We start from the raw sequence: 15,554 nt of genomic DNA, 5'->3' as shown, positions 1-15,554 counted from the left end.
CGCTCAACATGGCCAAAAGGCTGCGTTCCATACTGGCATAATCTCGCAGGGTGGAAAAGGCGCACAGCGGTAACATGAGACATGTTCACCATCACTCCTCCGATCAGTCAGGATAACGGTTGCAAATTCACCAAATAAAACGAAAATGATTTCCACGATACAGAAAAAGGAGATCGTCATGGTCGCGACCGTTCCCGCTAAACGCGGCAGAAAACCTGCTGCCACCACCGCCGCACAACAGGGCGGACAGGTTCAATCGCTCACGCGCGGTTTGAAGCTGCTGGAGTGGATAGCCGAGTCGCACAGCAGCGTGGCCCTGACGGAGCTGGCCCAGCAGGCTGGCCTGCCGAACTCCACGACGCACCGCCTGCTGACCACCATGCAGCAGCTGGGCTTTGTCCGCCAGGTCGGCGAGCTGGGGCACTGGGCTGTAGGCGCGCATGCGTTTATCGTCGGCAGCAGCTTCCTGCAAAGCCGCAACCTGCTGGCGATTGTGCATCCGATCCTGCGCAAGCTGATGGAAGATTCCGGCGAGACGGTAAACCTGGCGGTACTCGACCAGAGCGACCATCAGGCGATCATCATCGACCAGGTACAGTGTACGCAGCTGATGCGCATGTCAGCACCCATTGGCGGCAAGCTCCCTATGCACGCCTCCGGGGCGGGGAAAGCGTTTCTCTCGCAGCTAAGCGAAGAGCAGGTGACGGGGCTATTGCACCGTAAAGGATTGCACGCCTACACCCACGCCACGCTGGTTTCGCCCGTGCATCTTAAAGAGGATCTGGCCCTGACCCGCAAGCGCGGCTATTCGTTTGATGACGAGGAACATGCTCTCGGCCTGCGTTGTATTGCAGCCTGTATCTTTGACGAGCACCGCGAGCCGTTTGCCGCCATCTCCATCTCCGGTCCGATTTCGCGCATGACCGACGACCGCGTAACCGAGCTGGGCGCGCTGGTGATTAAGGCGGCGAAAGAGGTGACGCTGGCGTATGGTGGGATTCGTTAAACCGCACACAAAACCGCTGCTTGCGGCGGTAAGCGTACACATCTTCCACATGCCCATTTTTGATCCGCGTTTGTAGCCCGCGCCAGTAGCTGGCGCGGAACAGATCGGCATGCATCTCTTCGAATAGCGGCCCGATGCGCGGATCGGCGCACAGCCAGTGGCGAAACTCTTCGGGAAACACATCGCCCGGCGAGACGCTGTACCACGGCTCGCTGGAGAGCTCATCCTCCGGGTAGCGGGGCGGCGGGATGTCGCGAAAGTTCACCTCGGTCATGTAGCAAATTTCATCGTAATCGTAGAACACCACCCGCCCGTGACGGGTGACGCCGAAATTTTTAAACAGCATATCGCCCGGGAAGATATTGGCGGCGGCGAGCTGGCGAATCGCGTTGCCGTACTCTTCAATCGCATCTCTTAAAGCCTGACCGTCCGACTGCTCAAGCCAGATATTCAGCGGCACCATGCGGCGTTCAATATAGAGATGGCTAATCACTATTTTGTCACCCAGATCGGTGATTTTAGCGGGCGTTTCCTGCATTAACAGCGCCATGAGCGCCGGGTCGATCTGCTGTTTTTCCAGCGCAAAGTTTTCGAATTCCTGGGTATCCGCCATGCGCCCGACGCGATCGTGCTCTTTGACCAGCTGATAGCAGGCGCGAACGTGCGCGGCGGTCATCTCTTTCTGCGGCGCGAATCTGTCTTTAATCACCTTAAATACCCGGTCGAAACCCGGCAGCGTAAACACCAGCATCACCATACCGCGAATGCCTGGCGCTTCGATAAACTGCTCATCGGCCGTGGTGACATAGCGCAGGTATTCCCGGTAGCTTTCCGTTTTGGCGTGCTTCTGGCAGCCAATCGCCATATACAGCTCGGCGGTGGTTTTGCCCGGCAGGATCTCTCGCAGCCACTCCACCAGGGCGGCAGGCAGCGGGGCGTATACCATGAAATAGGAGCGGGCGAAGCCAAACACGATGCTGGCCTCGGCGCTGGTGGTCAGGCAGGTATCGACAAACAGTTCCCCGTCGTCGGTACGGTGAATGGGCAGCAGAAACGGCACAATGGCGGTCGGCATAACCAGTTTGCCCACCAGCCAGGCGGCTTTATTGCGGTAAAAAAGCTCGTTGGCAACCTGCAAATGGCTGTGGCTGAGCACTTCCGCACCGAAGGTTTCGTGGAGATGCGCGTGGATATAACCGATATCCCGGGTTTTATTCTCCCAGGGCAGGCGAAGCGGCAGATCCGTTAGCACGCGGTGCAGGAGCTTTTCCCATCCGCGATCGGGGAAGAAATCTTTCGCCAGCGGACGGGGAATGGTTCGAAAGCGCCGCTCGGGCTGGGAGCTGAAGATAAATAACCGCTCAGGAGATAATGAGCGGTGGTCAAATAACCGGCAATAGACGGAGTTGAAAAAGCTCTCCGCAATCTCGAAGCGAGGGTAGTCGGGTAACAAATGGGTATAGTGCTCTTTTACGCGCAGTAAAAATTCCGCGTCTGGACTTTTACCGTCGGTAATACACCGCAGCTGCTCCACCACCAGACCCACGTGGTGATCGTAGAGATGAATACGCTGCTTCATGGCCTGCTGAACCGCATGCCAGTCTGCATGTTCGAAGCGCTGCTGCGCGCCGGATGTCACTTCAAGAAAACGGCCATACTGGGCATCGAAGCCCTGCAAAATAGTTTGGGCAATCAGCAATTCCAGGCCACGCGACATATATTCCCCCTCACCCCAACCCTCTCCCCGAGAGGGGAGAGGGGGAAAAGATTAGAACTGTGCTTCTTCCGTTGAGCCCGTCAAGGCGGTGACGGAGGAGATACCGCCCTGAATAATCGTGGTCACATTGTCAAAGTAGCCGGTTCCCACCTCCTGCTGGTGAGACACGAAGGTGTAACCGTCTTTACCCGCGGCAAACTCCGGCTGCTGCACCTTCTCAACGTAGTGCTTCATGCCCTCACCCTGCGCATAGGCGTGCGCCAGGTCGAACATGTTGAACCACATGCTGTGGATACCTGCCAGGGTAATGAACTGGTATTTGTAGCCCATGTCGGACAGCTGCTGCTGGAAGCTGGCGATCGTTTTGTCATCCAGCTTTTTCTGCCAGTTGAATGACGGCGAGCAGTTATAGGCCAGCAGCTTGCCCGGATTCTTCGCGTGAATAGCGTCGGCAAAGCGTTTTGCCAGCGCCAGATCCGGCGTGGAGGTTTCACACCAGACCAGGTCCGCGTAAGGCGCGTACGCCAGGCCGCGGCTGATCGCCTGTTCAATGCCGGCATGGGTGCGGTAGAAGCCTTCGCTGGTACGCTCGCCGGTGATGAACTCGCTGTCGTACGGGTCGCAGTCAGAGGTGATCAGGTCCGCCGCATCCGCATCGGTACGGGCAATCACCAGCGTTGGCACGCCGAGCACGTCCGCGGCCAGACGAGCGGCAACCAGCTTCTGCACGGCTTCCTGTGTAGGAACCAGCACCTTACCGCCCATGTGTCCGCATTTTTTCACTGATGCCAGCTGGTCTTCGAAGTGAACGGCCGCTGCACCGGCCTCAATCATCGATTTCATCAGCTCGAAGGCGTTCAGCACGCCGCCGAAGCCCGCTTCCGCATCCGCGACGATCGGCAGGAAGTAGTCAATAAAGCGCGGATCGTTAGGTTCGATTCCGGCGGCCCACTGGATCTGATCCGCACGGCGGAAGGTATTGTTGATCCGATCCACGACCGAGGGCACGGAGTTAGCCGGATAGAGCGACTGATCCGGGTACATGCTGGACGCCAGGTTGGCGTCCGCCGCGACCTGCCAGCCGGAGAGGTAAATCGCCTCAATACCGGCCTTCGCCTGCTGCAGTGCCTGACCGCCGGTCAGCGCGCCGAGGCTGTTGATATAGCCTTTTTTAGAGCCACCGTGCAGCAGCTTCCACATTTTCGCCGCACCGTTCTGTGCCAGCGTGCATTCCGGATTGACCGAGCCGCGTAATTTCACCACTTCCTCCGCGCTGTAAGGACGGCGGATGCCTTCCCAGCGAGGCTGTGTCCACTCTTTCTTCAACTCTTCGATTTGTTGGGTACGGGTTTTCATGTGCAGATGCTCCATATTGTTATGTGGTGAGTTACGCCAGGAAGCGGTAGCCCGGCAGGGTCAGGAAGTCGATTAAGTCATCTGATGTGGTGATTTGCTCCATCAGGCGCGCAGCGTCGTCAAAACGACCGCTGCTGAAGCGGTGTTCGCCCAGCTCGTCCTGGATCACCCGCATCTCTTCGGCCAGCATCTGGCGGAACAGAGATTTGGTCACCGGCTTGCCGTTGCTGAGCGTTTTTTGATGGTGGATCCACTGCCAGATGGAGGTACGTGAGATCTCCGCCGTCGCGGCATCTTCCATCAGGCCGTAGATCGGCACGCAGCCGTTACCGGAGATCCACGCTTCGATGTACTGAACCGCAACGCGAATATTGGCACGCATGCCCTCTTCCGTACGTTCACCCGCGCACGGTGCCAGCAGATGTTCTTCAGCCGTTGGGGCATCGTCTTCACGCGTGACAAACAGCTGGTTTTTGTTGTCGCCGAGAACGCGGTTGAAGACCTCCATCGCCGTATCGGCCAGGCCGGGATGGGCAATCCACGTGCCGTCGTGCCCGTTACGCGCTTCAAGCTCTTTGTCGGCTTTGACCTTGTTGAGCACCTGATTGTTGCGCTCTGCGTCTTTGCTCGGGATAAAAGCCGCCATGCCGCCCATCGCAAAGGCGCCGCGCTTGTGGCAGGTTTTGATCAGCAGACGCGAGTAGGCGCTCAGGAACGGTTTATCCATGGTCACGACCTGGCGATCCGGCAGCACGCGGTCGGGATAGTTTTTCAGGGTTTTAATGTAGCTGAAAATATAGTCCCAGCGTCCGCAGTTCAGGCCGACAATGTGGTCGCGCAGGGCGTGCAGAATTTCATTCATCTGGAACACGGCAGGCAGCGTTTCAATCAGCAGCGTCGCTTTGATGGTGCCGCGCGGCAGGTCGAAACGATCTTCCGCGTAGCTGAAGACCTCGCTCCACCATGCCGCTTCCTGCCAGGCCTGCGTTTTAGGCAGATAGAAATACGGGCCGCTGCCCTTCGCCAGCAGATTCTTGTAGTTGTGGAAGAAATAGAGCGCGAAATCAAACAGGCTGCCCGGAATGGCTTCCCCACGCCAGGTCACATGTTTTTCAGGCAGGTGCAGGCCGCGTACGCGACAGATCAGCACCGCCGGGTTCGGTTTGAGCTGGTAAATTTTGCCAGCTTCGTTGGTATAGCTGATGGTGCCGTTCACGGCGTCGCGCAGGTTGATCTGCCCCTCGATGACCTTACGCCAGTCCGGCGCCAGCGAGTCTTCAAAATCAGCCATGAAGACCTTAACGTTGGCGTTCATGGCGTTGATCACCATTTTGCGCTCTACCGGCCCCGTGATCTCAACGCGACGATCCTGTAAATCTTCAGGGATGCCGCGAATTTTCCACTCACCGCGTCGAATGGAAGCTGTTTCCGAAATGAAGCCAGGCAACTTGCCATCGTCTATTTCCTGCTGCTGATGAATGCGTGCCGCCAGCAGCTTATTACGCTGCGGCGTAAAGCGGGTCACCAGTTCAGTCAGAAATTCTACCGCTTCCGCCGTCAAAACCTGCTGTTCTTGCTCGCCATACGGCTGGGTAAAGGCCAGTTCATCGACCGTCGTTGCCTGTTGAGTCATTACTCTGCTCCTCATCAAAGATCCAAAATCACGCCCCCGATGCGAACGAAAGATCGTTGGGTAGTTTTCGCTCAGCAGAATTAAGACTATCTATATTTTTTATAAAATCAAAAACAATTTCCATTTTAATTTAGAAAAGCATTTAATTACTTGATTTTATTTGAATTAAAGTTTAATTGAATGGTGAGCGACATTTCGGAAATAGAAAAGGCACCCGAAGGTGCCTGATTTGAATAGCTGAAACGCTTTAGGATCGTTTAGTGCAGAAGATTACTCCAGCGTCGGATTCATGTGACGCAGATCGTATGGCGTTATCTGATAGACGTAATAGTTGAGCCAGTTAGTGAAAAGCAAATTCCCGTGGCTGCGCCAGGTTGCTCTCGGTTTGTTTTGCGGATCGTCTTTCGGGAAATAGTTGTACGGTACATCCGGCTTAAGACCCGCTTCGACATCGCGGAAATATTCTGACGCGAGGGTATGTGGATCGTACTCAGGATGCCCGGTCACAAAAGCAATGCGTTTATCCTTGCTGGCAAACAGGTAAGCATCCCCATCTTCCGTTTCGGCCAGGATCTCCAGATCGGTGTAATCACGAATCAGCTGGGCCGGGAAATCGGCGTAGCGAGAATGCGGGGCCAGGAAGGAGTCATCGAAACCACGCGTCAGCAACGCATGTGGATGAAGAATGTGGTGTTCGTATACGCCGGAGAGCTTTTCAGTGCGGGTTTGCTTGGGGATGCCATAAAGAATATTCAGTGCAGCTTGTACCGCCCAACAGACAAACAATGTCGACGTGACATGATCTTTTGCCCACTCCAGAACCTGTTTGATCTGCGGCCAGTAGGCGACATCGTTAAATTCAACCAGACCGAGCGGCGCGCCGGTCACAATCAGTCCGTCGAAGTTTTCACCCTGAATGTCATCGAAGTTACAGTAGAAGTTGTTCAGATGCTCAGAAGGCGTGTTGCGTGACTCACGGGCATCGATTCGCAGCAGCTGAATATCGACCTGCAGCGGGGAATTCGACAGAAGTCGCAGGAACTGGTTTTCTGTTTCGATCTTTTTTGGCATCAGATTTAGAATAAGCACCTTCAGCGGGCGAATTTCCTGACCTGTCGCACGCGAAGCCGTCATGACGAAGACGTTTTCTTCACGCAAGAAATTGACGGCTGGTAGCTCGTCCTGCACCCGAATCGGCATAACTTTATATCCTCACAGCATACGTATAAACGTTTAGACATCCAGATAGCTAACGATACCCAGAAATGGTTTGAATGTCGAGTCTGCAAGCAGAAGGTGAGAAAGTTTCAAGGAGGGGGAAAATCAAAAGCAAAAAACCCCGCACCTTTCGGTACGGGGTTCTTCTTAATTGATGCCTGGCAGTTCCCTACTCTCGCATGGGGAGACCCCACACTACCATCGGCGCTACGGCGTTTCACTTCTGAGTTCGGCATGGGGTCAGGTGGGACCACCGCGCTAAAGCCGCCAGGCAAATTCTGTTAATCTGTATCAGGCTGAAAATCCTGTCTCTCTCACCGCCAAAACAGCTTCGGCGTTGTAAGGTTAAGCCTCACGGTTCATTAGTATCGGTTAGCTCAACGCATCGCTGCGCTTACACACCCGACCTATCAACGTCGTAGTCTTCAACGTTCCTTCAGGACTCTCAGGGAGTCAGGGAGAACTCATCTCGGGGCAAGTTTCGTGCTTAGATGCTTTCAGCACTTATCTTTTCCGCATTTAGCTACCGGGCAGTGCCATTGGCATGACAACCCGAACACCAGTGATGCGTCCACTCCGGTCCTCTCGTACTAGGAGCAGCCCCCCTCAATTCTCCAGCGCCCACGGCAGATAGGGACCGAACTGTCTCACGACGTTCTAAACCCAGCTCGCGTACCACTTTAAATGGCGAACAGCCATACCCTTGGGACCTACTTCAGCCCCAGGATGTGATGAGCCGACATCGAGGTGCCAAACACCGCCGTCGATATGAACTCTTGGGCGGTATCAGCCTGTTATCCCCGGAGTACCTTTTATCCGTTGAGCGATGGCCCTTCCATTCAGAACCACCGGATCACTATGACCTGCTTTCGCACCTGCTCGAGCCGTCACTCTCGCAGTCAAGCTAGCTTATGCCATTGCACTAACCTCCTGATGTCCGACCAGGATTAGCTAACCTTCGTGCTCCTCCGTTACTCTTTGGGAGGAGACCGCCCCAGTCAAACTACCCACCAGACACTGTCCGCAACCCGGATCACGGGTCTACGTTAGAACACCAGCCATTAAAGGGTGGTATTTCAAGGATGGCTCCACGCAGACTGGCGTCCACGCTTCAAAGCCTCCCACCTATCCTACACATCAAGGACCAGTGTTCAGTGTCAAGCTATAGTAAAGGTTCACGGGGTCTTTCCGTCTTGCCGCGGGTACACTGCATCTTCACAGCGAGTTCAATTTCACTGAGTCTCGGGTGGAGACAGCCTGGCCATCATTACGCCATTCGTGCAGGTCGGAACTTACCCGACAAGGAATTTCGCTACCTTAGGACCGTTATAGTTACGGCCGCCGTTTACCGGGGCTTCGATCAAGAGCTTCGCGTTGCCGCTAACCCCATCAATTAACCTTCCGGCACCGGGCAGGCGTCACACCGTATACGTCCACTTTCGTGTTTGCACAGTGCTGTGTTTTTAATAAACAGTTGCAGCCAGCTGGTATCTTCGACTGATTTCAGCTCCACCCGCAGGGGCTTCACCTACATATCAGCGTGCCTTCTCCCGAAGTTACGGCACCATTTTGCCTAGTTCCTTCACCCGAGTTCTCTCAAGCGCCTTGGTATTCTCTACCTGACCACCTGTGTCGGTTTGGGGTACGATTTCGTGTTACCTGATGCTTAGAGGCTTTTCCTGGAAGCAGGGCATTTGTTACTTCAGCACCGTAGTGCCTCGTCATCACACCTCAGCGTTAATAAACGACCGGATTTACCTAATCGTTCCGCCTACATGCTTAAACCGGGACAACCGTCGCCCGGCTAACATAGCCTTCTCCGTCCCCCCTTCGCAGTAACACCAAGTACAGGAATATTAACCTGTTTCCCATCGACTACGCCTTTCGGCCTCGCCTTAGGGGTCGACTCACCCTGCCCCGATTAACGTTGGACAGGAACCCTTGGTCTTCCGGCGAGCGGGCTTTTCACCCGCTTTATCGTTACTTATGTCAGCATTCGCACTTCTGATACCTCCAGCATGCCTCACAGCACACCTTCAACGGCTTACAGAACGCTCCCCTACCCAACAACGCATAAGCGTCGCTGCCGCAGCTTCGGTGCATGGTTTAGCCCCGTTACATCTTCCGCGCAGGCCGACTCGACCAGTGAGCTATTACGCTTTCTTTAAATGATGGCTGCTTCTAAGCCAACATCCTGGCTGTCTGTGCCTTCCCACATCGTTTCCCACTTAACCATGACTTTGGGACCTTAGCTGGCGGTCTGGGTTGTTTCCCTCTTCACGACGGACGTTAGCACCCGCCGTGTGTCTCCCGTGATAACATTCTTCGGTATTCGTAGTTTGCATCGGGTTGGTAAGCCGGGATGGCCCCCTAGCCGAAACAGTGCTCTACCCCCGAAGATGAGTTCACGAGGCGCTACCTAAATAGCTTTCGGGGAGAACCAGCTATCTCCCGGTTTGATTGGCCTTTCACCCCCAGCCACAAGTCATCCGCTAATTTTTCAACATTAGTCGGTTCGGTCCTCCAGTTAGTGTTACCCAACCTTCAACCTGCCCATGGCTAGATCACCGGGTTTCGGGTCTATACCCTGCAACTTAACGCCCAGTTAAGACTCGGTTTCCCTTCGGCTCCCCTATACGGTTAACCTTGCTACAGAATATAAGTCGCTGACCCATTATACAAAAGGTACGCAGTCACACCACAAAGGTGCTCCCACTGCTTGTACGTACACGGTTTCAGGTTCTTTTTCACTCCCCTCGCCGGGGTTCTTTTCGCCTTTCCCTCACGGTACTGGTTCACTATCGGTCAGTCAGGAGTATTTAGCCTTGGAGGATGGTCCCCCCATATTCAGACAGGATACCACGTGTCCCGCCCTACTCTTCGAGTTCACAACCTGTGTGCTTTCGTGTACGGGACTGTCACCCTGTACCGTGCGACTTTCCAGACGCTTCCACTAACACACAAGCTGATTCAGACTCTGGGCTGCTCCCCGTTCGCTCGCCGCTACTGGGGGAATCTCGGTTGATTTCTTTTCCTCGGGGTACTTAGATGTTTCAGTTCCCCCGGTTCGCCTCGTTAACCTATGTATTCAGTTAACGATAGTGCAACGAATTGCACTGGGTTTCCCCATTCGGACATCGCCGGGTCAAAGGTTCATATCACCTCGCCGGCGCTTTTCGCAGATTAGCACGTCCTTCATCGCCTCTGACTGCCAGGGCATCCACCGTGTACGCTTAGTCGCTTAACCTCACAACCCGAAGATGTTTCTTTCGATTCATCATCGACTTGCGAAAATTTGAGAGACTCGAACACACATAACATGTGTGTCGTTTCAATTTTCAGCTTGATCCAGATTTTTAAAGAGCAAATATCTCAAACATGACTCGCAAGTCAGTTTTGAGATATGAGGCAGGTGACTTTCACTCACGAACCAGCAAGTGGCGTCCCCTAGGGGATTCGAACCCCTGTTACCGCCGTGAAAGGGCGGTGTCCTGGGCCTCTAGACGAAGGGGACACTGAAGTCTCAATCGCAAGACGCCTTGCTATTTACTTTTCATCAGACAATCTGTGTGAGCACTACAAAGGCAGGTTCTTTAAGGTAAGGAGGTGATCCAACCGCAGGTTCCCCTACGGTTACCTTGTTACGACTTCACCCCAGTCATGAATCACAAAGTGGTAAGCGCCCTCCCGAAGGTTAAGCTACCTACTTCTTTTGCAACCCACTCCCATGGTGTGACGGGCGGTGTGTACAAGGCCCGGGAACGTATTCACCGTAGCATTCTGATCTACGATTACTAGCGATTCCGACTTCATGGAGTCGAGTTGCAGACTCCAATCCGGACTACGACGCACTTTATGAGGTCCGCTTGCTCTCGCGAGGTCGCTTCTCTTTGTATGCGCCATTGTAGCACGTGTGTAGCCCTACTCGTAAGGGCCATGATGACTTGACGTCATCCCCACCTTCCTCCAGTTTATCACTGGCAGTCTCCTTTGAGTTCCCGGCCTAACCGCTGGCAACAAAGGATAAGGGTTGCGCTCGTTGCGGGACTTAACCCAACATTTCACAACACGAGCTGACGACAGCCATGCAGCACCTGTCTCAGAGTTCCCGAAGGCACCAATCCATCTCTGGAAAGTTCTCTGGATGTCAAGAGTAGGTAAGGTTCTTCGCGTTGCATCGAATTAAACCACATGCTCCACCGCTTGTGCGGGCCCCCGTCAATTCATTTGAGTTTTAACCTTGCGGCCGTACTCCCCAGGCGGTCGACTTAACGCGTTAGCTCCGGAAGCCACGCCTCAAGGGCACAACCTCCAAGTCGACATCGTTTACGGCGTGGACTACCAGGGTATCTAATCCTGTTTGCTCCCCACGCTTTCGCACCTGAGCGTCAGTCTTTGTCCAGGGGGCCGCCTTCGCCACCGGTATTCCTCCAGATCTCTACGCATTTCACCGCTACACCTGGAATTCTACCCCCCTCTACAAGACTCTAGCCTGCCAGTTTCGAATGCAGTTCCCAGGTTGAGCCCGGGGATTTCACATCCGACTTGACAGACCGCCTGCGTGCGCTTTACGCCCAGTAATTCCGATTAACGCTTGCACCCTCCGTATTACCGCGGCTGCTGGCACGGAGTTAGCCGGTGCTTCTTCTGCGGGTAACGTCAATTGCTGAGGTTATTAACCTCAACACCTTCCTCCCCGCTGAAAGTACTTTACAACCCGAAGGCCTTCTTCATACACGCGGCATGGCTGCATCAGGCTTGCGCCCATTGTGCAATATTCCCCACTGCTGCCTCCCGTAGGAGTCTGGACCGTGTCTCAGTTCCAGTGTGGCTGGTCATCCTCTCAGACCAGCTAGGGATCGTCGCCTAGGTGAGCCGTTACCCCACCTACTAGCTAATCCCATCTGGGCACATCTGATGGCAAGAGGCCCGAAGGTCCCCCTCTTTGGTCTTGCGACGTTATGCGGTATTAGCTACCGTTTCCAGTAGTTATCCCCCTCCATCAGGCAGTTTCCCAGACATTACTCACCCGTCCGCCGCTCGCCGGCAAAGTAGCAAGCTACTTTCCGCTGCCGCTCGACTTGCATGTGTTAGGCCTGCCGCCAGCGTTCAATCTGAGCCATGATCAAACTCTTCAATTTAAGTTTGATGCTCGTGAATTAAACTTCGTAATGAATTACGTATGTTCACTCAGAGACTTGGTATTCATTTTTCGTCTTGCGACGTTAAGAATCCATGTCACTTTGAGTGCCCACACAGATTGTCTGATAAATTGTTAAAGAGCAGTTGCAACGCGGCTTTCGCTCACCGTTGCGAGGTGGCGTATATTACGCTTTCCTCTTTCAGAGTCAACCCGTTATTTCAGGATTTTTTCTCTTCAACCGAACCGCTTGTTGTGTGAAGTGATTCACATCCGCCGTGTCGATGGAGGCGCATTATAGGGAGTTCTCAGCCGGCCGCAACCGCTAAATGACAGAAAAATGACTGACTGCTGCATTCCACAGCAAAACCCCGCCTTATACCCTTTTACACACAGACTTATCCACAATGATACGAAAAAGTAAAAATGTGCGAGCGTTGCGCAAACGTTTTCGTTAAAATGCTCGCGCTTAACAAGGATGCCCCGTCAGGTGTGTTAGATGAGTTTTTCGCAGGAAAATTCATCTAACGCTCTCTGTAATCGTGAAATCCAGGGGATTTACCATGCAACAACGTCGTCCAGTCCGCCGCGCTCTGCTCAGTGTTTCTGATAAAGCCGGTATCGTCGAATTCGCTCAGGCACTTTCCGCACGCGGTGTGGAGCTGCTTTCTACAGGCGGTACCGCTCGCCTGTTAGCAGATAAAGGTCTGCCGGTAACCGAAGTGTCCGATTACACCGGTTTCCCGGAAATGATGGATGGACGCGTCAAAACCCTGCACCCGAAAGTGCACGGCGGTATTCTTGGCCGTCGCGGTCAGGACGACACCATTATGGAACAACATGACATCGCGCCAATCGACATGGTGGTTGTTAACCTCTACCCGTTTGCCCAGACCGTTGCCCGCGAAGGCTGTTCTCTGGAAGATGCCGTAGAGAATATTGATATCGGCGGCCCAACCATGGTGCGCTCCGCGGCCAAGAACCATAAAGATGTAGCCATCGTCGTAAAGAGCAGCGATTACGAAACCATTATTAATGAGATGGATGCCAACGAAGGGTCACTGACGCTTGAAACGCGTTTCGACCTCGCCATCAAAGCCTTCGAACACACCGCCGCGTACGACAGCATGATCGCCAACTACTTCGGTAGCCTGGTGCCGGCCTACCACGGTGAAAGCAAAGATCCTTCTGGCCGCTTCCCGCGTACCCTGAACCTGAACTTCATTAAGAAGCAGGATATGCGTTACGGCGAGAACAGCCACCAGCAGGCAGCCTTCTATATAGAAGAAGAGGTAAAAGAAGCCTCTGTTGCGACTGCCCAGCAGGTTCAGGGCAAAGCGCTCTCCTATAACAACATTGCCGACACCGACGCCGCGCTGGAGTGCGTGAAAGAGTTCAGCGAGCCGGCCTGCGTTATCGTCAAGCATGCTAACCCATGCGGCGTTGCGGTGAGCACCTCTATTCTGGATGCCTACGATCGCGCCTACAAAACCGACCCGACCTCTGCGTTCGGCGGCATTATCGCCTTCAACCGCGAGCTGGATGCTGAAACAGCTCAGGCCATCATCTCCCGCCAGTTTGTTGAAGTGATCATCGCACCATCCGCATCCGAAGAGGCACTGAAAATCACCGCTGCAAAACAGAACGTACGTGTACTGGTTTGTGGCCAGTGGGCAGAACGCGTGCCGGGCCTGGACTTCAAGCGCGTGAACGGCGGTCTGCTGGTCCAGGACCGCGATCTGGGAATGGTGGCAGAAGCAGACCTGCGCGTGGTGACCAAACGTCAGCCGAGCGAACAGGAACTGCGTGACGCGCTGTTCTGCTGGAAGGTCGCGAAGTTCGTCAAATCCAACGCTATCGTCTACGCGAAAGAGAACATGACCATCGGAATAGGTGCTGGCCAAATGAGCCGCGTCTACTCCGCGAAAATCGCGGGTATTAAAGCAGGCGACGAAGGACTTGAAGTAAAAGGCTCCGCCATGGCTTCTGACGCCTTCTTCCCGTTCCGTGACGGTATCGACGCGGCAGCCGCTGTAGGCATCACCTGCGTGATCCAGCCTGGCGGCTCAATCCGCGATGACGAAGTGATTGCCGCCGCCGACGAACACGGCATCGCGATGATCTTCACCGACATGCGCCACTTCCGCCATTAATTCCCGGAGCTGAAAATGAAAGTATTGGTAATTGGTAACGGCGGACGCGAGCACGCTCTGGCGTGGAAAGCGGCTCAGTCTCCGCTGGTAAAAACGGTCTTCGTGGCACCGGGCAACGCCGGTACCGCCCTGGAGCCGACGCTACAGAACGTCGCCATTGGCGTAACCGATATCCCGGCGCTGCTGAGCTTTGCCCAGAGCGAGAAAATCGACCTGACCATCGTAGGACCGGAAGCGCCGCTGGTAATTGGCGTCGTTGATGCATTCCGCGCGGCGGGCCTGACAATCTTCGGGCCAACGCAAGGTGCCGCGCAGCTGGAAGGCTCTAAAGCCTTCACCAAAGATTTCCTCGCGCGTCATAACATCCCGACGGCGGAATATCAGAACTTCACCGAAGTGGAGCCAGCCCTGGCCTGGTTACGTGAAAAAGGCGCGCCGATTGTTATCAAGGCCGACGGTCTGGCAGCCGGTAAAGGCGTTATCGTCGCGATGACCCTCGCAGAAGCCGAAGCCGCAGTTCAGGATATGCTGGCGGGCAACGCCTTTGGCGATGCGGGCCACCGCATCGTGATCGAAGAGTTCCTCGACGGTGAAGAGGCCAGCTTTATCGTGATGGTCGACGGCGAGCATGTTCTGCCGATGGCCACCAGCCAGGACCACAAGCGCGTGGGTAATGGTGATACCGGCCCAAATACTGGCGGAATGGGCGCTTACTCCCCTGCTCCGGTAGTGACTGACGAAGTACACCAGCGCACCATGGATCGCGTCATCTGGCCTACCGTGAAGGGGATGGCGGCGGAAGGCAATACCTACACCGGTTTCCTCTATGCGGGTCTGATGATCGACAAGCAGGGTAACCCTAAGGTTATCGAGTTCAACTGCCGCTTTGGCGATCCGGAAACGCAGCCCATCATGCTGCGCATGAAATCCGATCTGGTGGATCTGTGTCTGGCAGCCTGCGAAGGCAAGCTCGACGAGAAAACCTCAGAATGGGACGAGCGTGCGTCTCTCGGCGTGGTGATTGCTGCGGGTGGTTACCCGGGCAACTACAACACCGGGGATGAGATCCACGGTCTGCCGCTGGAAGAGATTGACGGGGCGAAGGTATTCCATGCTGGTACGAAGCTGGCTGAAGACGATCGCGTCCTCACCAACGGCGGACGCGTGCTGTGTGCCACCGCGCTGGGTCATACCGTGGCAGAAGCGCAGAAGCGCGCCTATGCGCTGATGGCGGATATTCACTGGAACGGCAGCTTTAGCCGTCAGGATATCGGTTATCGCGCAATTGCGCGTGAGCAGGGCGAGTAATTTCCCCCTCAACCCTCTCCCTC

Annotated in this window: 7 protein-coding genes, 1 tRNA gene and 3 rRNA genes; 3 read left to right on the top strand and 8 right to left on the bottom strand. The window is 54.8% G+C overall.

Annotated features, from left to right (window positions below; all coding sequences use genetic code 11):
• Window positions 1-178 precede the first annotated feature (178 nt).
• Window positions 179-1,006 carry a glyoxylate bypass operon transcriptional repressor IclR gene (iclR, locus tag KGP24_RS01430; RefSeq protein ID WP_223562133.1) on the top strand — a complete coding sequence of 276 codons (828 nt, stop codon included), beginning with the start codon at window positions 179-181 and terminating at the stop codon, window positions 1,004-1,006.
• Here the strand turns inward: iclR and aceK are convergent.
• The 8 genes from aceK to KGP24_RS01390 all read right to left on the bottom strand — a co-directional run bounded on the left by aceK (window position 960) and on the right by KGP24_RS01390 (window position 12,071).
• The gene (gene aceK, locus KGP24_RS01425) at window positions 960-2,723 is read right to left on the bottom strand and encodes a bifunctional isocitrate dehydrogenase kinase/phosphatase (RefSeq protein WP_223562132.1); all 1,764 of its coding nucleotides are present in this window, start codon (window positions 2,721-2,723) and stop codon (window positions 960-962) included. The genes iclR and aceK overlap by 47 nt on opposite strands.
• Window positions 2,724-2,774: 51 nt before the next feature.
• Window positions 2,775-4,079 carry an isocitrate lyase gene (aceA, locus tag KGP24_RS01420; protein WP_223562131.1) on the bottom strand — a complete coding sequence of 435 codons (1,305 nt, stop codon included), beginning with the start codon at window positions 4,077-4,079 and terminating at the stop codon, window positions 2,775-2,777.
• A gap of 31 nt (window positions 4,080-4,110) precedes the next feature.
• Window positions 4,111-5,712 carry a malate synthase A gene (aceB, locus tag KGP24_RS01415; RefSeq protein ID WP_223562130.1) on the bottom strand — a complete coding sequence of 534 codons (1,602 nt, stop codon included), beginning with the start codon at window positions 5,710-5,712 and terminating at the stop codon, window positions 4,111-4,113.
• Window positions 5,713-5,982: 270 nt separating this feature from the next.
• Window positions 5,983-6,912, bottom strand: coding sequence for a homoserine O-succinyltransferase (metA, locus tag KGP24_RS01410; protein WP_223562129.1), 930 nt, complete (start codon window positions 6,910-6,912; stop codon window positions 5,983-5,985).
• A gap of 174 nt (window positions 6,913-7,086) precedes the next feature.
• Window positions 7,087-7,202, bottom strand: a 5S ribosomal RNA gene (gene rrf, locus KGP24_RS01405).
• 69 nt (window positions 7,203-7,271) lie between these two features.
• Window positions 7,272-10,177, bottom strand: a 23S ribosomal RNA gene (locus KGP24_RS01400).
• A 191-nt stretch (window positions 10,178-10,368) separates the two neighbouring features.
• A tRNA-Glu gene (locus KGP24_RS01395) sits at window positions 10,369-10,444 on the bottom strand.
• An 85-nt stretch (window positions 10,445-10,529) separates the two neighbouring features.
• Window positions 10,530-12,071 (bottom strand): 16S ribosomal RNA (locus tag KGP24_RS01390).
• Together the 16S, 23S and 5S rRNA genes with 1 tRNA gene alongside form the textbook arrangement of a ribosomal RNA operon.
• A gap of 562 nt (window positions 12,072-12,633) precedes the next feature.
• Between KGP24_RS01390 and purH the strand changes: the two genes are divergently transcribed.
• Together purH and purD are read left to right on the top strand one after the other, a co-directional pair.
• Complete coding sequence (gene purH, locus KGP24_RS01385; protein WP_223562128.1) at window positions 12,634-14,223, top strand: bifunctional phosphoribosylaminoimidazolecarboxamide formyltransferase/IMP cyclohydrolase; 1,590 nt, start codon at window positions 12,634-12,636, stop codon at window positions 14,221-14,223.
• A 15-nt stretch (window positions 14,224-14,238) separates the two neighbouring features.
• The gene (purD, locus tag KGP24_RS01380; protein WP_223562127.1) at window positions 14,239-15,531 is read left to right on the top strand and encodes a phosphoribosylamine--glycine ligase; all 1,293 of its coding nucleotides are present in this window, start codon (window positions 14,239-14,241) and stop codon (window positions 15,529-15,531) included.
• Window positions 15,532-15,554 lie beyond the last annotated feature (23 nt).

Source organism: Enterobacter sp. JBIWA008 (assembly GCF_019968765.1).
Classification (GTDB): Bacteria; Pseudomonadota; Gammaproteobacteria; order Enterobacterales; family Enterobacteriaceae; genus Enterobacter.
Note: the sequence above shows the minus strand (reverse complement) of the source record. Positions and strands in the feature narration are given on the sequence as shown.